Source organism: Paraburkholderia bonniea (genome assembly GCF_009455625.1).
In the GTDB taxonomy this organism is placed as follows: Bacteria; Pseudomonadota; Gammaproteobacteria; order Burkholderiales; family Burkholderiaceae; genus Paraburkholderia; species Paraburkholderia bonniea.
In genome coordinates, this window is the sequence record NZ_QPEQ01000001.1 from 1,755,088 (window position 1) to 1,776,513 (window position 21,426).

The 21,426-nt window shown below is 60.3% G+C and carries 12 protein-coding genes; 4 read left to right on the plus strand and 8 right to left on the minus strand.

The genetic code is table 11. From position 1 onward, the window contains the following. Positions 1-12: 12 nt before the first annotated feature. Both GH656_RS07715 and GH656_RS07720 read right to left on the minus strand, forming a co-directional pair. On the minus strand, positions 13-4,779 hold the full coding sequence (locus tag GH656_RS07715; protein ID WP_174769712.1) for an Ig-like domain-containing protein: 4,767 nt from the start codon (positions 4,777-4,779) through the stop codon (positions 13-15). Between the two features lie 11 nt (positions 4,780-4,790). After that, positions 4,791-5,300, minus strand: coding sequence for a BapA/Bap/LapF family prefix-like domain-containing protein (locus tag GH656_RS07720; RefSeq protein ID WP_153075336.1), 510 nt, complete (start codon positions 5,298-5,300; stop codon positions 4,791-4,793). Between the two features lie 398 nt (positions 5,301-5,698). Here GH656_RS07720 and GH656_RS07725 point away from each other — a divergent pair, with 398 nt between their 5' ends. Beyond that, positions 5,699-7,630, plus strand: a complete 1,932-nt coding sequence (locus GH656_RS07725) for a SurA N-terminal domain-containing protein (RefSeq protein ID WP_153075337.1) — start codon at positions 5,699-5,701, stop codon at positions 7,628-7,630. Positions 7,631-7,656: 26 nt separating this feature from the next. On the opposite strand, the gene GH656_RS17885 is transcribed toward GH656_RS07725, so the two are convergent. The 3 genes from GH656_RS17885 to GH656_RS07735 all read right to left on the minus strand — a co-directional run bounded on the left by GH656_RS17885 (position 7,657) and on the right by GH656_RS07735 (position 9,108). Continuing rightward, positions 7,657-7,920 (minus strand): hypothetical protein, encoded by a 264-nt coding sequence (locus tag GH656_RS17885; RefSeq protein ID WP_217352233.1) that lies wholly within the window; start codon positions 7,918-7,920, stop codon positions 7,657-7,659. 10 nt (positions 7,921-7,930) lie between these two features. Beyond that, positions 7,931-8,272, minus strand: coding sequence for a hypothetical protein (locus tag GH656_RS07730; RefSeq protein WP_153075338.1), 342 nt, complete (start codon positions 8,270-8,272; stop codon positions 7,931-7,933). A gap of 107 nt (positions 8,273-8,379) precedes the next feature. Beyond that, a complete protein-coding gene (locus GH656_RS07735; protein ID WP_425495855.1) occupies positions 8,380-9,108 on the minus strand; it encodes an arylesterase in 729 nt (242 codons plus the stop codon). Between GH656_RS07735 and GH656_RS07740 the strand changes: the two genes are divergently transcribed. Beyond that, positions 9,107-9,793, plus strand: coding sequence for an ABC transporter ATP-binding protein (locus GH656_RS07740; protein ID WP_153075339.1), 687 nt, complete (start codon positions 9,107-9,109; stop codon positions 9,791-9,793). The genes GH656_RS07735 and GH656_RS07740 overlap by 2 nt on opposite strands. A 90-nt stretch (positions 9,794-9,883) precedes the next feature. Here GH656_RS07740 and pgi read toward each other — a convergent pair whose 3' ends face one another. Continuing rightward, complete coding sequence (pgi, locus tag GH656_RS07745; protein WP_153075340.1) at positions 9,884-11,518, minus strand: glucose-6-phosphate isomerase; 1,635 nt, start codon at positions 11,516-11,518, stop codon at positions 9,884-9,886. Positions 11,519-11,894: 376 nt separating this feature from the next. On the opposite strand from pgi, the gene GH656_RS07750 reads away from it, so the two are divergent. Further along, positions 11,895-13,028: an acyltransferase family protein gene (locus tag GH656_RS07750; protein ID WP_174769713.1), complete on the plus strand. Its 1,134-nt coding sequence runs from the start codon at positions 11,895-11,897 to the stop codon at positions 13,026-13,028. A gap of 59 nt (positions 13,029-13,087) precedes the next feature. Here the strand turns inward: GH656_RS07750 and GH656_RS07755 are convergent, their stop codons facing one another. Together GH656_RS07755 and GH656_RS07760 are read right to left on the minus strand one after the other, a co-directional pair. Beyond that, positions 13,088-14,710 (minus strand): NAD(P)H-hydrate dehydratase, encoded by a 1,623-nt coding sequence (locus GH656_RS07755; RefSeq protein WP_153075342.1) that lies wholly within the window; start codon positions 14,708-14,710, stop codon positions 13,088-13,090. 484 nt (positions 14,711-15,194) lie between these two features. After that, positions 15,195-16,496, minus strand: a complete 1,302-nt coding sequence (locus GH656_RS07760) for an FAD-dependent oxidoreductase (protein ID WP_153075343.1) — start codon at positions 16,494-16,496, stop codon at positions 15,195-15,197. Positions 16,497-17,019: 523 nt separating this feature from the next. On the opposite strand from GH656_RS07760, the gene purL reads away from it, so the two are divergent. Continuing rightward, the gene (gene purL / locus GH656_RS07765) at positions 17,020-21,114 is read left to right on the plus strand and encodes a phosphoribosylformylglycinamidine synthase (protein ID WP_153075344.1); all 4,095 of its coding nucleotides are present in this window, start codon (positions 17,020-17,022) and stop codon (positions 21,112-21,114) included. Positions 21,115-21,426 lie beyond the last annotated feature (312 nt).

The window sequence follows — 21,426 nt, forward strand, 5'->3', positions numbered from 1 at the left end:
TCTGATGCCGGGTTAAACGACGTTTAATGGATGATTCGCCAGCAGTGTGGCGAGGTCATCGTGATGCACGGGAGGGGCTGCGGCGTCAGGGAAATTGACTACGTCGGGTGTGGCTTGGGCGTGCTCCGGCGCGACATCGGCAAGGGTGATGCTGGCAGCGAGGCTGGGTGTCGCGGCTTGGGTTTCGTCTGCGGCTTGGGCCTCGTGCGTGGCATGCGGCGGTTTCAGCCGTGGCTCCGCAAGCGCTGCGCCAGGGGATGCCGCCGCGTCGGCCAGGAGCTCGGCGCTCGGATGGCTGGTGGGCGCAGGCGACAGTAGTTCATGCAGGCCGGGACGCGTCGCATGAGCGGGTATAGCGGCTTCGTGTGACGGCATTTCCTGCGCGAACGCGCTCATGCGTGGCGCGACATGCAGCGCTGGATGGGCCGTTTCGGTCGCGGCAATCAGTTCGCTGGACAGCATCGCTGGAGCAGCGGTGCTGTCAGCCGCGCTGCGAACGAACAGGGCGGTTTCGTCATGCAGTGGCGCGATTGGTGCAGCGGGTGCAGCGAGTTCGGTTTCGCTGATGCTGGCACTGTGGCGCGCCAGCGGCTCGGTCTCGGCGAAGCTGGCAGCGTTGACGCTCATCGCGGCATCATCCGCAAGCGCTTGCACGGGAAGTGGCAAGCCGCCGCTTATGATCGTCGTCTGCGCGTCAAATCCATTGCCTGCACTATCAATGACGCTGATTTGCACAGAGATGTTATTTACAGTGCTGATCGACATTCCGGCGAACAGCTTGGCAGGGAATACAACTGACCAGTTGCCCGTATCCGGATCAATGGAAACCTGCGCGTCCATACCCAGAATGGTGACCGTGACGACCTGCGTCGCGCTGAGATGCGCACCGATTACTTGTCCGCTCACCATTAAACCGTTGATCTGAGGCTGGCCGGGCGTGTAATGGATCTCCATAGATGCAACGGGCTTCGAGGTTGCCATGATCAGGTCGAGATTCGATTCATTCGACACATTGCCTACTGCATCCTGCAGGGTCGCTTTGACCGTAAATGCGCCGTCGTCGGTGGGTCTTGGGATTTGCAGCGAGACATAACCTTGCGTGATATCGCTACTGCTCAGTTCATACGGGGCGTGACCAGCCAGGTTCAGCTTGTCACCTGCTTGCGCACCGGTTCCGGCGAGCGAGATTTTCACCGTGATGACCGTGGCGCTGCCCATTTCAGCGTTGTTGATGTAGGCGTCGCTGTTGGTGTTTTCGAGCACCTTCAGTTGAGGGGCTGCAGGCGGGGTCAGGTCGATATAGTAGGACCCGGACGTGACGTTACCGGCGGCATCGGTCGCTGTCAGTGTGGCGGGGCCGCTGCTTGAGCCCATGTTTGGCGGAGTCTTGATTTCGTAATACCCGGCTGAATTAGCGGTACCCATAAAGGCGCGTCCGTCGAAAATGATTAAGATGCCCGCGTAGGCTTCGCTCATGCCGCTCAGCGTGATCGAGCGATCTGCATTCACCTTGTAAGAGAGCTCGCTTAACTCAGGCGGGGTCAGGTCGATATCGTAATTGTAGGACCCGGACGTGACGTTACCGGCGGCATCGGTCGCTGTCAGTGTGGCGATGCCGCTGCTTGACCCCATGTTTGGCGGGGTCCTGATTTCGTAATATCCGGCTGAATTAGCGGTACCTTTATAGGCGCTTCCTTCGAAAATGATGAAGATGCTCGCGCCGGCTTCGCTCATGCCGCTCAGCGTGATCGAGTGATCTGCATTCACCTTGTAAGAGAGCTCGCTTAACTCAGGCGGGGTCAGATCAACATTAAAGGTGGTCTGACCATGAACAGACTGGCCAAAGACAGAGGCAGACACTGAAATAGACGCGGAGCCGTCAGGTAGCCTTTGTAGATCGAAGGTTGTCGGTGTAATGCTCCACGATCTGTCCGCACCTATGAATGCGGTGTAGCTGTAACCACCGATCCGCACTGTTACTTCCGTACCCTCCGGTAGCCCGGTGGAGGTGCCCGAGATGGAAAAGCTGCTAAACGTTTCGATCAGATTCAGCGTCTCGCCAAATGGCAGGGGGAAAAATGCTAGCGCGAAAGTTGGGGGGGTTAGGTCGACAGAGAAACTATTGTTGACGTTGGTCTCAAACAGATTGCCTGCTGGATCGCTGGCGAAGACTTTGACCGTGACATTGTGATCGCCGTCCCGCATGCTGCCCAAATCATTCGCCGGGATAAGGATGCTCCAGGTCTGGTCGGCTTTTACTGTGCCTATGTAGGTTTGCCCGTTATCCAGCGTCAGTTCTATCCGGTCTCCGGGCTGGCTAATGCCATACACTTTTCCTGTGACAAGTCCATCGCCCTTCGACTCGTCCCAGCTCAGGATGCCATTAACAAAAAGAGGGTCGATTGATACCACCGGCGGAGCATAGTCTGTCCCTGAGCCCACCGTGAGGTCGGATACGATGAGGTCAGTGTGATTCAGTTGCTCGTCGAACCTGAGCGTAACCGGCGTGCCATTTTTTATGCCGTTCATCTGCGCGCCAGAAAACGTGACATGCCAGGTGCCGTCGGCGTTGACGTGAGTGCTTAGGGTGGTCCCCAACACCGTCACGTACACCGTGTCGTTACTGGAATAGCTGCCCGTAACCCGGCCGTTGAGCGTGAGCCCTTCGGTTTCAACGGTTTGGTAGTTCAGCTTGGTGATCTGGTCGACCGTCACCGTGGCCGGCGTGGTTGCCATCGTGACGTCAGCCGATCCAGCGCTCGAAGCATTGCCTTCTTTATCGGTCAGAACAGCGCTCACGTGGAAGGCCTGATCGGCCGCAGGTGCCGGGACCTGAACGTCGATATAGCCTTGCTGGATCTCGATTACGGTCAATGTATGAGTCGGCAGACCGGACAGCGAAAGCGTATCGCCCACCATCGCATGGGTGCCGTTGAGCGTGATTCGGAGCATCAACGTCGTGGCACCATTGAGTTCCTCGATACTAATCAGGCCGTCGTGGTTGGTATCGGTTAGCACCTGAACCGTTGGTTGCCCCGGCGCGATCAGGTCGGTGTAGCTGAGATCTGATGACGCCAGGTTATCCGCGTTGTCAGTTGCCTTGACCGTGATCGTGCCGCTGGGTTGCGACGCGATTGAGGTTATGCTGAAGCTGCCGTCGCCGTCTGAATCAATGACGATGCTGTGCGCGCCATCGAGAAAGTTCACCGTGACCTTCGTTGCTCCGTCGAGCGCTTTGCCCGACACCGTGACTGTGCCGTCGGCATGGGTCACGATGGTGAGGTCTTCCAGACGGGGCGGGGTTTGCTTGAGCGTGAAATCCAGCGAAGCCTCGGCTTTCATCACGTTGCCCGAGGAATCCTGCCGCGTGATCGACGCGCTAAGCGTATAGCTTCCGTCTTGCAGCGCGGCGAACACCACGGGCGCAAGCTGGATTTCCCAATGCCCATGTTGATCGACCGTGGCGAAAAAGCTCCCCGCGCCGATCTGCACGACGACCTGCTCGAACGGCGTGCCGCTCCCGCTGATGAGATAGTCGCCAACGGTAGCGCTCTGCCCGAGGATATTGCCGCCGGGGAGCGGATCCAGCGTGAGGCTGGGCAGGCTGGCATCCACAGTGACATCAGTCGAGGTGCTGCTGCCCAGCGGATTGCCCGAGGCATCGTGGCGTTCGATGCTGGCGCTTACGCGGTAGTCCTGGTTGCTGAGGCCCGTCAGCGTGCCTGAGGGAACGGTATAAGACCAGAGGCCCTGGGCATTGACGGCAGTCTGAAAACTGAACGAGCCGATGGTGATCGTGACGAGGTCTCCCGCCTGGGTGTTGGTCGTGCTGCCGGAGATCACGATCTCCTGGGCCAGCTCCGCATGGCTTAACACGTTGTCACCGGAGATGCGGTTTAGCGCGATCGTCGCAGGCAGCATATCGACGCCTGAACCGAGTGTGCTGGAGCCCGCATGCTCCTGGCCCGTGAGCGAGTCGGAAAGCGTGAATTGCACCGGCGTGCTGTTTTTGCAACCGGCCAGATAGCTGCCCGCGCTGAAGTAAGCGTGCCAGCTTCCATCGGCCAGAACGGTGGCCTGGACGGTCTTGCCCAGCAAGGTCACGGAAATCGTTTCATGCGCGGTGTACTGGCTTAGCGTGCCGGTGACGCTCAGGCCATTGCTGACAATCTCCGCAATGTTGACGCGGCTTAACTGGTCCACCGTGATGCCGGTGAAATCCGGGCTAATCAGCACTTCGCTTGATGCGCTCGGCGACACATTGCCCGCTGCATCGCTCAGATGGGCTTCGACCTTGAAGGTCTGGCCGCCGCGCGGCACCGTGAATTCGAACAGCACGTAGCCGGTGGCGAGATCTTCAGCGCTGAGCGTATGCGTGCGGAGATCCGATAGCACAATCTGGTCGCCCACCATCGCGCCAGTGCCGTTTAGGCTGACCTTGACTTGCAGCGTCGGAGCGGAAATTTCCGCGAGGCTGAGCTGGCCGTCGTGGTTGAGGTCTTCGACAATCGAGAGGCCCGGTTGTCCAGGCGCGGTGACATCGGTGTAGGTCAGCTCGAGTGGCGTGCTGGTGTGGCCCGAGGCATCAGTGGCGCTGACACTGACTGCGCCGCTGGTTTGCGGGTCGCTTGAGGTGGCGCTGAAATGTCCCGTTGCATCGGCTAGTACGTTCTGCCGCGTGCCGTCCGGGTAGATCACGGTGACACTGCTGGCTGCCGTGGCGCGTCCGGCGATCGTCAGCGTGCCATCGGGGTTGACGCTGATGGCCGCATCGACCACAGCAGGAGGTGTCAGCGTGCCGGGCCCGCCCGGTGACCCAGGCAGCGTGCCGCCACCGTTATTGCCATTGTTGCTGCCTCCACCCCCGCCCCTGCGGCGAGTGCGACCCCGCCGATGGCTCCGAGCACGCCCAGGGCACCCAGAACCCATACCGGTGCCGCAGCGGCTTCCGTAAGCGGTACTGGCATACCGGTTGCCGTATTGGCATCAGTTTCGGTGTACCACGGCGATAGCTCACCGGTCGTAGACGGATCGAGATGCACTTGCCAGAGCGCGCTGCCGTCCTGCACCACAAGCTCGCTGGCAGGCCCGGCGGTTGAGGCAAAAAAGCCATGAATGAGCACCACTTCGCCTGATACGCAGTGAATCACGAGCGTGTTGCCGTCACGGCTCATGCTCTTGATCTGATTTTTGGCGAGAGGCAGCTTGACGGCGGCAGGGCCATGCAGATGGATCTCGGAACCCGAAACGGCAATGGGTTGCTGAGTTTGCTTGTCGATCACAACGATGGCTTGTGTCATACCGGCTTGGGTTCCTGAAATCGTGTTGCCAGCCTGAAAATCCGGCTGTTGCAACTAGCTAGTTTTTCTTTCAGTAACAAAACGCATAAATGCGTTCCGCCGTGCGGCAAATTTATTGCATGGCACCATGCCGGTGCTGACACAGCACCTGAGCGGCTGAACGTTTCGGCTACAATCTGCGGGTTTTGCTCAGCAGTGCAGGGGGCGGATGGTTTCTGGCGAACACGGCGCGAGGTATCTCGAATGCCAGCTGTTCGTGGCCATCCCGCTGCGCTGGCGCGGTGACGTGAGTGTCTGATGTCGCCGTTTCTCCGGCGACCGGGCGTTTTCTGGATCGTCATTTCTATAGCCCGCTGTTGTAATATCGGGCGTTCCGTTTTTGGCTCCTACCTTCACGCATGCTCGATTTTTTTCGCAATCACAAACGCCTGATGATGTTCATGCTCATCCTCGTCATCGTGCCGGGGATGGGTTTTTTCGGACTCCAGGGCTTCCGCAGCTTTTTTGACGACAGCGCCAATGTGGCGTCGGTTGATCGCTATACGATCACCCGTGTGGAATATGACAACGCGCTGCGTCAGCAAATGGATCGCGCACGCCAGATGCTCGGCGCGCAGTTCGACGCCAAGGCGTTCAACACGCCGGAGCAGCGCCAGCAGGTGCTGGATGGCCTGATTCAGGAGCGGGTGCTGGCGGACGAAACCCAGCGTCTGCATTTGACCGCCTCAGATGACGCTGTGCGCCGCGTGCTGCTTAGCGACCCGTTCATTGCCTCGCTGAAAACCCCCGATGGCTCGATTGACATCGAACGCTACAAGCAGATGCTGGCGATGCAGGGCATGACGCCCGAGCAGTACGACGCCCGGGTCCGCTATAGCCTCGCGTTACAGCAGTTGCCCGCCAGTATCCAGTCCAGCGCATTCACCTCCAAAACCCTTGCCCAGCATCTGACCGAGCTTTCCGGGCAACAGCGTGAGGTGCAAAGCCTGGTGTTTCACAGCAGCGACTACGCCGCCAAAGTTCAGCCTGCCGAGGCGCAGTTGCAGGCCTATTACGAGGCTCATCGCAATGACTTCGCTACGCCGGCGACGGCAACGATCCAGTATCTGGTGCTGTCCTCGGCAGGCCTCGCTGCTGCGACCCAGCCCACTGAAGCCGAGCTGAAGAAGTACTACGACGACAATCTCACGCGCTACCGCACGCCGGGCGAAATTCGTGCCAGCCACATCCTGATCCTCGCGCCCAAAGACGCAAGCGCAGCAGACCAGCAAAAAGCCAAACAGCAAGCACAAACGCTGCTGGCCGAAGTCAATGCTCATCCCGAGCAATTCGCACAGATCGCCGAAAAGCACTCGCAAGATCCGGGTTCAGCGGCAAAGGGCGGCGACCTGGGTTATTTCGGCCGCGGCATGATCGCGGGTGGCGCGGCGTTCGATGACGCTGCCTTCAGCCTGAAAAAGGATGAAACCAGCGGCCTCGTGCAAACGGACTTCGGCTATCACATCATCCGCGTGACTGACGTGAAGCCAGCGGTGACCAAACCGTTTGATGAAGTGAAGGCGAGCATTCTCACCGACCTGAAGGCGCAGCAGGCGGCCAAAGGTTTTGCCGATAGCGCTGACGGCTTTACGTCAATCGTCTATGAGCAGGCCAAAAGCCTGCAGCCAGCGGCCGACAAGTACAAGCTGACGTTGCAAAGCGCCGTGGTGACGCCCAAGCCGAACGCCTCTTTGCCGCCAGACAGCCCGCTGAACAACGCGGCGTTTCTCGAAGCTGTGTTTTCCGATGACGCGGTGAAAAGCCGCAATAACACCCAGGCGATTGATTTGGGCAACAGCACGCTGATCGCTGCCCGGGTAACGGACTTCAAACCCGCTGCGATTCCGGCGTTTGCCGCGGTGAAAGAGGCGGTGAAGCAAAAGGTGATCGCCCAGCAAGCTGCTGAAATGGCACGCAAGGACGGAGCAGCAAGGCTTGCCGCGTTGCAAAAGTCGAAAGCGACCGATGGCTTTTCGCCAGTGCTGACGGTGACCCGGAACAACCCGCAGGGCATGCCTGCTGCAGCGCTCAGCGCGATTTACAAAGCCAATGCAAAGAATCTGCCTGCTTATGTTGGGGTGGATCTTGGCGACCAGGGCTATGTGATCTACCGGGTGAACGCCGTGAAGCAGGGTGAAGCGATGACACCGGAGCGCATTGCCGCTGCCCAGCAGCAGATCGCCCAGGTCAATGCCCAGTCCGAGGTTGAGGCGTATCTGGATGCGCTGCGCAAACGCTCCAAAGTGAAGCTGTATGGCCCACTGGATGCCGCACCGTCACATGCTGAATAACGTATGAAGCGAATCCGGACCGAGGCTCACGGCCTTTGTCCGGATATTTTTTTGCTTGATTTTGCGTGCCTAAGCTTCTTTAGCCAGATTGCATCGTCATGCAATAAGCATGATTTAAAGCGATTTAATTCTGAATTATTTTCTGAATTAAATTGAATTAAATAAAGCGAATGGCATTCGCTGCTTAAGCAATGAGTTGGATAGTTTGGCAAAAAGCGGTAAAGGTTGCTGCCTGCATAAATACGTAACGTAAAAAAACCCGGCAATGCCGGGTTTTTTACGACTGTCATTTTCGTGCGCTTACAGGCAAGCGCTGATATCGCCAGTCGTATCGCTACCTGCTGCGCCATTGGCACGGAAGCCAACCCATGAGCCAGTGCCCGTGTAGGCCGGGCGCACTACGGCGGCAGCGCCATTAGGCGGCTGTTGACCCGGCACGAACACATCCAGTGCCTGATCGTTAGCCAGCGTGTCCTGCAAGATAACTTGCTGTTGCGTTTTGTCAGCCCATTTCTGCGCGACGCACTGTGCGACCGCTTTGGGCGGCTGCTGGCTTTGCCCGACAGGCTGAACGCCAGCAGGCGGCTGACCGGCACAGGCAGCAAGTGCCACTGTCATAACGGCAAGCGATAAATATTTCATTTGATCTCCTTTGAGAACAGCTCTAAATGAGCGGGATTTTCAAGAGTAATCGAATGTATGTGATCGTGAAAGCGCAGACTTGTTCCCCATTAAATAGAAACAGATTTTTAATGCGTTTTGGCACCAGGCGCGGTAATGCGTAAAAGCGGCTGCAACTGCGGCCAGACATTGTTGAGCAAAACAGGCTGTGCGGTTTGCGCCGGATGAATCTGGTCCGGCTGAAATAATTCCGCTCGAGTTTCAATGCCGGCGAGTAAAAACGGCACGAGCGGAACCCGCATTTCTTTAGCCAGCGTGCCGTAAAGCTGCTGGAATTTCTGGGCGTAATCCGGGCCGTAATTGGGCGGCACCGCCATCCCAACTAACAGCACTTTCGCCCGTGCCTGCTGCGCGGCACGCATGATCGCGCGCAGGTTGTCTTCGGTCGTGGCCAGTGGCACGCCGCGCAACGCATCGTTGCCGCCTAGCTCGACAATCACGATGGCCGGCTTGACGCGCTGCAGCAGCGCGGGAAGGCGGGCGCGGCCACCGCTGGTGGTGTCGCCGCTGATGCTCGCATTGACGACGCTATAATCCACGCGCGCGTTGGTAACGCGCTCACGTAACAACGCAACCCAGCCGGTGCCACGCGGCAGGCCGTATTCAGCGGACATACTGTCGCCCAGCACCACGATCGCTGGCTTGCTCAACTCTTTCGTCTCAGCCGCTTTAACCATGCTGGCTGCGTGTGCGCCGCCGGGCAAACTGGGCAAAAGCACCGCCACCAGCGCCATTGCCGCAACGGCTGCAGCCATCCAGCGCGCGTTCAGGCGCATTTTCACGTTACGTCGGGTCATGCAAAAACAAATCAGTTCAGTCATTGAAGTTCGGGGCTTGTACAAGAAGGTGGAGGATGCGGCAGGCAGTCTGACGATTCTGGATGATATCGACCTTTCCATCGAGGCTGGCAGCCGGGTGGCGATTGTCGGTGCGTCCGGTTCCGGCAAATCCACCTTGCTTGGTCTGCTGGCAGGGCTCGATCGTGCCAGTGCGGGTTCCGTGCACTTGCTAGGCCATGATCTAGCCGAGCTGGATGAAGATGCGCGGGCAGCGTTGCGGCGCGGTGCGGTGGGCTTCGTGTTTCAGTCATTTCAGCTCATGCCGCATCTGACGGCGCTCGAAAACGTGATGCTGCCGCTGGAGCTGCAAGGCGGAATCGCGGCTTCCGAGGCGGCTCAGCGCGCACGCACGCTGCTTGAGCAAGTCGGCCTTGGCCAGCGCACCGGGCATTATCCGAAGCTGCTGTCAGGCGGCGAACAACAGCGCGTGGCGCTGGCACGGGCGTTTGTCACGCGCCCAGCGCTGCTCTTCGCCGATGAGCCGACCGGCAGCCTGGATGCGGCCACTGGCCATGCGGTGATCGAGCTGATGTTCGAGATGAACCGCGCGAGCGGCGCGACCCTGGTGCTGGTCACACACGATGCAGAACTGGCGCGGCGTTGCGACCGGACGGTGACGATTGAAGCGGGACGGCTGGTTTAACTGGCACCTGGCGGGCCAACTGGCGAACTAGCCCGGTGGCCAGTGCGCCAGTGGCGGCGAAGCAAGGCCCAAAGCAAGGCCCAAGCCCGGCTAGCGCGGTGTTTGACGCTGCAGCGCTTGACGGGCCCGGGCGATCAGCGCGGTGGTGGAGGAATCATGTTTGCCCGCCGCGACGTGTTCAGCCGCCAGATCAGCCTCGACGACCTTGCCCAGAATCTTGCCTAGCTCAACGCCCCATTGGTCAAACGGATTGATATTCCAGACCGCCGCCTGAACCAGCACTTTGTGTTCATACAGCGCAATCAGCGCGCCTAGCGTGCGGGCGTTTAGCGCGTCGAGCACGAGTGTGGTCGACGGACGGTTGCCTGGAAAGACCAGATGCGGTGCCAGTTCCGGCCGCTCGGGGCCGGCGATTTTCTGGGCTTCTTCGAGCGTGCGTCCGAGCATCAGCGCTTCACTTTGGGCAAAACAGTTCGCCAGCAAGCGCGGATGATGACCCGCCAGCGCATGCTCGGGTGTTAGAACCGCGATGAAATCAATTGGCACGAGGGTAGGGCCCTGATGCAGCATCTGGAAGAACGCGTGCTGGCCATTCGTGCCCGGTTCGCCCCAAGTCACCGCGGCCGTTGGGTAGTCGACCATCGCGCCATCCAGCCGGGCTGATTTGCCATTGCTCTCCATTTCAAGCTGTTGCAAATACGCGGGCAGGTAATGCAGTGCTTCGGAATAAGGGGCGACCAGATAGCTTTGCGAGCCAAAAAAGTCGCGGTACCAGATGCCCGTCATGGCCATGAGCACCGGCAAATTGCGCTCCAGTGGCGCGCTGCAGAAATGCTGGTCCATATCGCGGGCACCGGCGAGCAGCTCACCAAACTGCGCTGAACCGATGGCGATCATGACTGACAGCCCGACGGCCGACCACAGCGAATAGCGCCCACCCACCCAGTCCCACATCGCAAAGACGTTTTCTTCCGCGATGCCGAACTTGACGACTTCTGCGACATTGGCCGAGACCCCGACGAAATGCCGGGCCAGCGCAGTTTCAGGGCAACCTTGCTGAACCAGCCAGGTGCGCAGCGAACGCGCGTTGGTCATGGTTTCGAGGGTGGTGAAGGTCTTGGAGACCACGATCACGAGGGTTGTTTCCGGGTCAATCTGTTCCAGCACGCGCGCCAGATCAGTGCCGTCCACGTTTGACACGAAGTAAGTCGAGATTTCGGGGCTTGCCAGATGGTGCAGCGCATGAGTCACCATTTTGGGTCCGAGGTCCGAGCCGCCAATGCCGATATTCACGACGTGGCGAATCCGCTTGCCGCTATAGCCAGTCCAGCGGCCATCACGTACCCTGGCGGAAAAATCGGCCATGCGCGCTAGCCCGGCGTGGACTTCGGCATGAAACGGGGCTTGGACAGCGTCCGCGCGTAACGCGGTGTGCAGCGCCGCGCGGTCTTCTGTGGGGTTCACGATGGCGCCAGCGAACATCGCATCGCGGCGTGCTTCGACCTGCGCTTCACGTGCCAACTGGGTGAAGAGGCGCAGGGTTGCGTCGGTTATGCGGTGTTTGGAGAAATCGGCGGTGAGGCCAGCGCCTGAGAACGTAAAGCGTTCGGCGCGGGTGGGAGCGGGATCTTGCGCCGCGGCGAAACAGTCGCGCAGATGCATGTCGTGGATCTGTTCGTAGTGCGCTTGCAGCGCAGACCAGGCAGGGAGCGTATTGAGCGTCATTACCGTTACATCCTTTATTGACAAGGCTTCATTCTGAAAACTGAACCTGGCGGGTGCGTGCGGTTTGGGGTGGCCCGAGGCCGCAAGCACCCGCCAGGTTAGGTCTCTTTCCGGTTCGCCGCTAGTGTAGCCGCTTGCGTGGTGATATCGGCTGGACGCAGCAGGCGTCGCGCAGGAAGCGTGCCGGAAACCCACGACTGGCAGAGAGGGCCTTCCGTATTGGATTGGAGGCAACGTTCGTGGGTTTGACGATTTTTTGACATATCTCCTTGCGCACTGGATTTTTGCTAGAATGCGCGCACAGGTTTTGACGTAAATCCAGTCAATTTATTTTCATTACCCATCTGGTAATAATCAGAAAATTCAGGGATTAAGTGTGAAAAACGTGCGGTATCTTGAGCTGGATTCTTTGCGCGGCATTGCTGCGGTTTCCGTGGTGATTTTTCATACCCAGAATTACTGGTTTGAAAAAGCTTATTCTGTTTTCAACTGGGCTTACCTCTGCGTTGATCTGTTTTTTATTTTAAGCGGTATTGTTCTGGCTCATACCTATGAGAAGAAAATCGCTTCGGGTGAATTAAATTTCAAGCAATTCATGCTCGCCAGAGTGTCCAGAATGGGGCCGTTAAACTGGGCTGCCCTGATTTTTTTATTGCTGGCGAATCTGTTTATTTTTCATTTTGGCCAAAGCCAGCAGCACATTATTACCTGGGATGATTCTGCTTACGGTTTTATCCTGAGTGCGCTGTTTTTACAAAATAGCGGGATTTATCCGCTGCAAACATGGAATCCGGCCGCATGGTCGATTTCTGCTGAAATGTGCGTCAACATCATCTGGTTCTGGGTGGTATGCCGCCAGCGCGCATCTTCCGTAGTGATTGCCGTCGCTGTATTTTTTGCGCTGCTGCTTTTATATCTGGGTTATGGCGTACAGCATTCCAAAACCATTGGCATTACCTATGACACCCTATATCCGCTAGTCAGCGGAGGCCTGATGCGCTGTATCGCGGGGTTTGGCCTGGGGGTGCTGTTGCAGCGGCATGTATTGCGCGGCAAACGTCAGGTCAATGTTTTCAATCCATTGATTGCCAATGTGGGGGCCGCTCTGGTTCTGCTATTTATTGTTGCCTCAGTGCTTAAACATGAAGATCCAAACTGGGGCGGTATAGATTATTTAACCGTGGCGCTGGTATTCCCTGCATTAATTTTGTTTTCGCTGGCGCGCGGATCTTTGCTTGGTGCATTTTTACGCTTGAAACCGCTGGTCTGGCTCGGTGAGCGTTCTTATTCGATTTATATCGTTCATATGCCAATGATGTTTTGCCTGCCTTCCTTTCTGGCACTGACAAAATTGCCTGCGTCATACCCGGTTTTGGGTGTTTTCTTCACCGCTTCCGTTATTTTTGTTTCAGCGCTCAGTTATCGCTTCCTCGAAGAGCCCGCCAGAAAGCAGTTGCGCAAACAATTTCAAACTACTCCCGTAGCTGGATTGCAGGCAAAGGTTGAATAGTCCGCCTGACCAGATATCAGGTCAGATAAAAAACATCCACGCCAATGGCCGCGCATGATTTATTGCGCTGAGCCATTGGCGTGGGAATAAAAAAGCCGGTTAATTAACTTGCGCACCATGGGTGCCAGTTCACCCGCGGTTAATCCGGCGGGTCCATCACCGAGAGCGCTAAGCGTATCGGCCGCGAGTCCATGCAGATAGACCCCGGCTAGCGCAGCTTCATAGACCGGTAGTTGCTGTGCCAGCAAGGCTCCGATGAGGCCGCCGAGGACGTCGCCAGTGCCACCGCTGGCCAGCGCCGGGCCCCCCGTGGGATTGAGCGCGCAGCGTCCGTCGGGGGCGGCGACCAGTGTTCCGCTGCCTTTCAGCACCACCACACAGGCGAAGCGTTCGACCAGCGCACGTGCGGCCGCTAGCCGGTCGCGCTGCACGGCGGCAGTCGTGACGCCCAGCAGCCGGGCCGCTTCGAGCGGATGGGGCGTCAGAAGGCACGGCTGGCCTTGACGGTTTCTCGCGCTGACGTATGCGGCCAGCGCCGCATCGGCTGCTAGCAGATTCAGCGCATCAGCATCGAGCAGGGTGGGCAGATCGAGCGCTAGCGCCTGGCGCAATAGACGGCGCGCGCGCGCCCGCTGGCCCATGCCGCAACCCAGCGCGAGCGCGCTCATGCTGGCCAGCGGCAAGGTGCCGGCCGGATGAAGCATTAGTTCGGGATAGGGCGGATCGTAGGCCGGTGCTTCGCGGCTCAGCAAAACCACATGAACCTTGCCTGCGCCCGCGTGCAGCGCGGCGCGCGCGGCGAGGACTGGCGCACCGCACAGGCCGGTGTCGCCGCCGATCACCGCGAGGCTGCCGAAGCGGCCTTTATGACTGGCAAAGTCGCGTGGCGGCATGCTGGCGCCAAACAGCGCCGGCGCATTGAGCACGAATGTGCTGGTGATGCCATCGAGACCGAGTGGGGCGATGCTGACGTGGCCTGCATGATCACGTCCCGAGGCCATGAAGAGCCCTGGTTTGGCGGCGATAAAGCTCAGCGTATGGCTGGCCTGCACCGCGTTGCCTACTTCTATTTCTTCGCCGGTATCGCTGTGCAGACCACTTGGCAGATCGAGCGCGAGCACTTTGCCGTGGTGCCGGGTGTGATGTCTCAGACGTTGCGCCAGCGCGGCGAACACCCCGTCGAGCGGACGCGTCAGGCCAATGCCGAACATGCCATCCACGATCCAGTGAGACGCGTCGAAGGTAGCGGGTACGGCCGCGCTGACCGGCACGCCTGCGGCCTGGGCTGTGGCCAGGGCCCAGCGGGCGGTATCAGTGCTGACTGGCTGCGGCAGGCAGACCTGCACGGCAACGCCTGCGCGCTGTAGCTCGCTCGCCATCACCAGCGCATCGCCGCCATTGTTGCCGGGGCCCGCGATGATCCAGACTGGCCGTGGAGCGGGCGTGCTCGCGTTGGTGTTTGTATTTGTCTCTGCGTTTGTATCTGTACGCTGTGCCAGCAGAAAGCGCGCGGCGGCATGGCCAGCGCGGGCCATGAGCGTGTGTGGTGGTAGTTCAGCGGCCGCTGCGTGTTCCAGCTGGCGTAGGGCGGCTACGCTGCAAAGCGGCACAGGCTGGCCAAGCGGGGAGAAAAAAAGCGGAGCGGCGGAGTCAGTGCCGGGAGAAGGCCGGACGTCGGTCATGAAGGCTTGGGGCGCGAAATGGCGCTGGCGGGATGGCGAGGCCTTCCATGGTAGTGCGCAATGCACGGCCGCGATGGGAGATTCTTGTCGCGGGGAAAGGTTTCAGATGCGTCTCGGGTGAGCGATCTGGGCCAGTGGTAGATGGCAGGTGAAGTGCCAGTGCCGCTCACTATGCGTGCGGCGTGGCTGGTATAAGCCCGCGCGGATGATGTCTTGGCTGGGATTCGCGGCTTGCTGGCTTAAGGGCTTGAAGCAAACGCGGAGCTTGAAGCAACCGCAGGGCTCGAAGCAACCGCAGGGCTCGAAGCAACCGCAGGGCTCGAAGCAACCGCAGGGCTCGAAGCAACCGCAGGGCTCGAAGCAACCGCAGGGCTCGAAGCAACCGCAGAACCCGAAGCAACCGCAGAACCCGAAGCAACCGCAGAACCCGAAGCAACCGCAGAACCCGAAGCAACCGCAGAACCCGAATAACCACCCACCCAGTTCAACCCCGAAAGCGCTCCGGCCGCAGCGCGGCGAGGGTGTCGGGGGGCAGGCCGGAAGGTGTGCCGGAGATCAGCGCGGCAATCAGCCCCGCCGAGCCGCACGCCAGCCCCCAGCCCGCTGGGCCATGCCCGAGATTCACAAAGAGGCGCGGATGCAGCGCATTGCCGACCACAGGCAGGCCATCTGGCGACAGCAGCTTCACCCCTTCCCATGCCAGCGCCGCGGAAATTTTCGCCGCGCCAGGAATCCAGTCGTGGGTGGCCTGGCCAAGCAGTGCAAGGGCTTCTTCGGAGAGTGCGGGGTCCAGTGGCTTGCTGGTCTGACTGGCGCTTTGCAATACCGCCGCTCCGGCAATGCGCAGCCGGTGGTTCATGCGCGTGATGGTGATGCGTTTTACGGCATCCACGATGGCCCGGTGCGGTGCGCATTCTTCGTGGGCAATGGGTGCAACCAGGGTGTGCAGCCGGAGCGGATGCAGCGGTAGCGGCAAACCCACCCGTTCCAGCAACGGCAGGCTGCCTGCGCCTGCGGCTACCACCACTGCGTCGGCCCGCATGACATCGACTTCACGTGAGCGCGGCGCGGCGTCCAGCGGCGGTGCCAGTTCAACGGCGGCATGATGGTTGTCAAAGCGCAGCGCCGTCACTTCACGGCCAAACTGGAACGTCACGCCACCCTGGAGATCAAGCGCCTGTTTGAGCAGTTTGGCAAACAGCGGACAGTTCGCGGTGCGCTCACCGGATAGCTGCACGCCACCGGCAAACTCTGGCGTCGTGGGTATCGAAGGCTCAAGCGCGGCACATTGGGCTGCGCCGAGAACCTGATGGGGCATGTCGTATTGCCGCAGGAGCTCAAGCGCGGTGCCAGCCAGTTGCCATTCGGCTGCGCCGCGCACCAGATACAGCAAATCACTGGCTTGTTCGAAGTCAAACGTATGGCGGGCCTCGATCTCGCCCATGGCCTCGCGCGAGGCTTCGATCAATGGGCGTAGCCGGCTGTATTGCAGGCTGAAAGCAGCGGGATCTTGCAGCGCGGCAAGCCTGCGGACAAACCCACGGGCAGCGCGATTAAAGCCGCTTTTGCGGATTACGCCGTTTTTCGCGCCAAGGCGGTGTGGCATGAAGGTCGGCCCGAACCAGATATCCAGTGGCGTCGGCAAGACTGCACCGCTATGGCCATAGGTTGCACCTTGCGCGACCGTGGCATGACGTTCGATCACGCATACCCGGTGACCTGCCGCGCGCAACTGGTAAGCGGTGGCGACCCCGGCGATTCCGCCGCCAATGACGATGACATCCATGTTTGACTAATTCGTTTTGCTGAAAGAAGGTTTGCCGATAGCGCCGCTGAACCTTGCGGTACGGTGCCGCAGGCGGGGCTGTCGAGCCCACGGTAGCTGTGCCGCAGACGCCGATCTGGTCTGCCGAAAGCGCGAATGATAGCAGCCAATGCCAGGCCCCGGCGCGGCGTGGCGCTGGCTCGCCTTGTGCCGAGGCCTGTGGAGTGCTGCCTGAAACGGTGGTGAGCGGCGGCCAGGTCTTGAGCGGGAGCGCACGGCTTGAATCAGGCCCTGAGGGGGGGGCCGGCCCGCGAGATCAATCCTCCAGGCGTAGCACCAGCCCATATCGGGATACGCCAGCACGGCAGGCTGTGCCAAGGCCGCAGCCCAACGCCAGACAGCATCAGGCGCAAGGCGATTGACACACAATTGCGCCAGTAATAACGAGACCTTCACGGGTATAATCGCGCTCTTCTTTTCCGCCTCATGTTCTTGTCCCCTGTCGCCTGCATGCGCGACTTCATATCGACGCAACCTCCTGTCCATGGCCCATTTCTCGTGTTTTCCCGGTGCTTCGGCCCTTTCTGGTTTCCGTCAGGCCCGTCTGCTCGAAACGCTGTCCCAGATCGACGCCAGCATTGTTGCCGTGCGCGGCCAGTACCTGCATCTGGTGCAGGCGCTGGCACCACTCACCGCTGAAGACAGCGCCCGGATTGAGGCGCTGTTGCATTACGGCGATCCGTTTCCGGCTGATGCCGCGAGCGGGCGTGGCACTAGCGAAGTGGTGCTGGTCGTGCCGCGCTTCGGCACGCTCTCACCATGGGCGAGCAAGGCCACCGATATCGCTCATCATTGCGGCCTGGCCCAGGTTCGCCGCATCGAGCGCGGGATCGAATACACCGTGACCCTGAAGAGCGGCTTGCTGGGCGGCAAGAAAGTGTTGTCGGACACGGCGCGCGAAGCGGTGATGGCTGCGTTGCACGACCGCATGACCGAGAGCGTCGCGCCGTCGCGTGAACACGCGATGCATTTGTTCGACGAGTTGCCCGCGCAACCGCTGCAAACCGTTGACGTACTGGGGCAGGGCCGTCAGGCGCTCGAAGCTGCCAATGCCGAACTGGGTCTCGCGCTGGCCAGCGACGAAATCGACTATCTGGTCGATGCCTTCACGACACTGGCCCGCAACCCGACCGATGTCGAGCTGATGATGTTCGCCCAGGCTAACAGCGAGCATTGCCGCCACAAGATTTTCAACGCGCAATGGCGCATCGACGGCGAGCCGCAAGATCTGTCGCTGTTCGCCATGATCCGCAACACCGAGAAGCTCAATCCACAGGGCACGATCGTCGCGTATTCGGACAACTCCGCGATCATGGAAGGGGCGCTGGCTGAGCGCTGGTTTCCGCGCCAGACGTCGGGCGCTGGCCCCGCTGAGCGCTATGGCCGTCATGTTGAGCTGACCCATACGCTGATGAAGGTCGAAACACACAATCACCCCACCGCAATCGCGCCATTTCCGGGCGCGGCGACTGGCGCGGGCGGCGAAATCCGCGACGAAGGCGCAACCGGCCGGGGCGCACGGCCCAAAGCGGGGCTGACCGGCTTCACCGTCTCCAGCCTGGCGTTGCCCGGCGCTCCTGAAGAGTGGGAGAACGCACGCGATACCGCCCAGCCGCTGGCCCAGCGCAGCCACTTTGGCGATGCGGCTGACGCGCCGTATGGCCGCCCGGAGCGCATTGCCTCACCGCTGCAAATCATGCTTGACGGCCCACTGGGCGGTGCTGCGTTCAATAACGAATTTGGCCGGCCCAACCTCGGCGGCTATTTCCGCACTTACGAACAGAACGTCGCGGGCCGCATGCGCGGCTATCACAAGCCGATCATGATCGCGGGTGGCATCGGCAATATTTCCGCTGGCCATACGCACAAGCAGGACCTGCCACCGGGCTCGCTACTGATTCAGATCGGTGGCCCTGGCATGAGGATTGGCATGGGCGGCAGCGCCGCCAGTTCGATGGCGACGGGCACGAATACCGCCGCGCTCGATTTCGATTCGGTGCAGCGCGGCAACCCTGAAATTGAACGGCGCGCGCAGGAAGTGATTAACGCGTGCTGGCAGCTAGGCGAGCGCAACCCGATTCTGAGCATTCACGACGTGGGGGCGGGCGGTTTGTCGAATGCTTTCCCTGAACTGGTGGACGGTGCAGGCAAGGGCGCGCGCTTTGAGCTGCGCCAGATTCAACTGGAAGAAAGCGGGCTCTCGCCGCGCGAGATCTGGTCGAACGAAGCGCAAGAGCGTTATGTGCTGGCCATCGCCCCCGCCGATCTGCCTGCTTTCGCCGCCATGTGCGAGCGTGAGCGCTGCCCGTTCGCGGTGATTGGCGTAAGCACCGCAGAACGTCAACTGCAACTGCTCGACACTGAGATCGCTGACGCTAGCGCGCCCCAGCCAGTTGATATGCCGATGGACGTACTGCTGGGCAAAGCGCCGCGCATGCAACGCGACGTCAAGCGCGAAACCACCACGCTGCAGCCGGTTGACGTGACCGGCCTGGTGCTGGCCGAGGTTGCGGCTAGTGTGCTGCGGCATCCCACGGTGGCGAGCAAGAGCTTCCTGATTACGATTGGCGACCGTTCGGTCGGTGGCACGACGGCCCGTGACCAGATGGTCGGACCTTGGCAAGTGCCGGTTGCCGACTGCGCGATCACCAACGCCGATTACGCCGGATTTGGCGGCGAAGCGATGACCATGGCTGAGCGCACGCCGCTAGCCGTGATTAATCCGGCGGCATCGGGCCGGATGGCCGTCGGCGAGGCCATCACGAACATCGCCGCCGCCCCCATTGCCGCGCTCGACAAGCTCAAGCTCTCAGCCAACTGGATGGCCGCTTGCGGCAGCCCGGGCGAAGACGCGGCGCTATACGACACCGTGCGCGCGATTGGCATGGAGCTGTGCCCGGCGCTGGGGATTGGCATTCCGGTCGGCAAAGATTCGCTGTCGATGCGCACGCAATGGCAGGACGGGGGCGTCAGCAAAGAAGTGATCGCGCCCGTCTCGCTGATTATTTCCGCGTTCGCGCCAGTCACAGACGTGCGCCGCCACCTGACGCCGCAGTTGCGCCGCTCAAGCGAAGTCGGTGAAACCGTGCTGCTCGTGATTGATCTCGGGCGTGGCCAGAACCGTCTTGGCGGCAGCATTCTTGCGCAGGTCACGCAGCAAATCGGCGACACCACGCCGGATGTCGATCATCCGCAAGATTTGCAGCGCTTTTTCGCGGCGATCCAGCGCCTCAACCAGGAAGGCCATCTGCTGGCTTACCACGACCGCTCTGATGGCGGCTTGTGGGCGACGGTCTGCGAAATGGCTTTTGCTGGCCACACCGGGGTATCGCTCAACGTCGACATGCTGACGCTTGACCCTGGTCACGAATCCGATTACGGCGATGCGAAAGACTGGGCCAAACAGACCAGCGGACGCCGCGAAGACCGCACCTTGCGCGCGCTCTTTGCCGAAGAACTCGGCGCGGTGATCCAGGTGCGCGCCAGCGAGCGCGACACGGTGTTCGGCATCTTGCGTGAATACGACCTGTCGGCTTGCTCGCATGTGATCGGCAAGCCAAACGAGCGCGACACGCTGGAGATTCACCGGGACGCAAAGAAGATCTACGACGCACCACGGCATGAACTGCAACGCGTGTGGAGTGAAGTGAGCTGGCGTATCGCGCGTTTGCGCGACAACCCGGCCTGCGCTGATGCTGAATTCGATGCGTTGCTGGATCTTTCGGACCCGGGCCTTTCGCCTCATCTGAGCTTTGACCCGGCCGAAGACGTCGCCGCGCCATTTATTGGCAAAGGTGCGCGGCCACGCGTAGCGGTCTTGCGTGAGCAGGGCGTGAATTCGCATCTTGAAACCGCCTATGCGTTCGATCGCGCGGGTTTTGACGCGCACGACGTGCATATGAGCGATTTGCTGGCTGGGCGGGCGGATCTCGCTGATTTTGCTGGCGCGGTAGCCTGCGGCGGTTTTTCTTATGGCGACGTGCTGGGCGCGGGCGAAGGCTGGGCCAAAACGATTCGCTTCAATGCCCGGCTGGCTGACATGTTCGCGGCGTTCTTTGCCCGTCAAGACACCTTTGCTCTAGGTATCTGCAATGGCTGCCAGATGATGAGCAGTCTCGCGTCGATGATTCCCGGCGCGCAGGCCTGGCCCAAATTCACGCGCAATCAGTCCGAGCAGTTTGAAGCGCGGTTTTCACTGGTCGAAGTGGCGGATTCACCGTCGCTCTTTTTCGCTGGCATGGAAGGCTCGCGCATTCCTGTAGCGATTGCTCACGGTGAAGGTTTTGCTGATTTCTCGCAGCAAGGGGATGCGAAGCGGGTGGCAGTGGCGCTGCGCTTTGTCGACCATCGCGGCCAGGCCACCGAGCAATATCCGTTTAATCCGAATGGCTCGCCCGAAGGCATGACCTCGGTCACCACGGCGGACGGTCGCTTCACGGTGCTGATGCCGCATATGGAGCGCGTGCACCGCACGGTCCAGATGAGCTGGCACCCGGATGACTGGCGTGACGCTGGGCAGGGCGGCGATGGCAGCCCCTGGATGCGGGTGTTTCAGAATGCGCGGCGCTGGCTGGGATAAGCGGGAGAAGGAGGGGATGGGGCCGTCATATTGTGGTGGCCTCCAGCCTCTTTGCAGTCACTATTTGCAGCCACTTGTGCAGCCTCTATGTGTGCCTCTATATGCCGGCAAATTTCCTGAATACGGCCAAGTGCAATCAGGGCGTTGCAGGATCGTGATCCTCTTGCGGGATGGCACGGATAAGGCGCTACATGCGCTTGCATGCCTCGCATGTTTCAACGCCCCGCAAGCGCTCGACTGACCCGCTGGTGTCGCCTGCTGGGATGGGCCAGCAGAGACACCTCACAACACAATGCAAATGGCCCCGTCAGT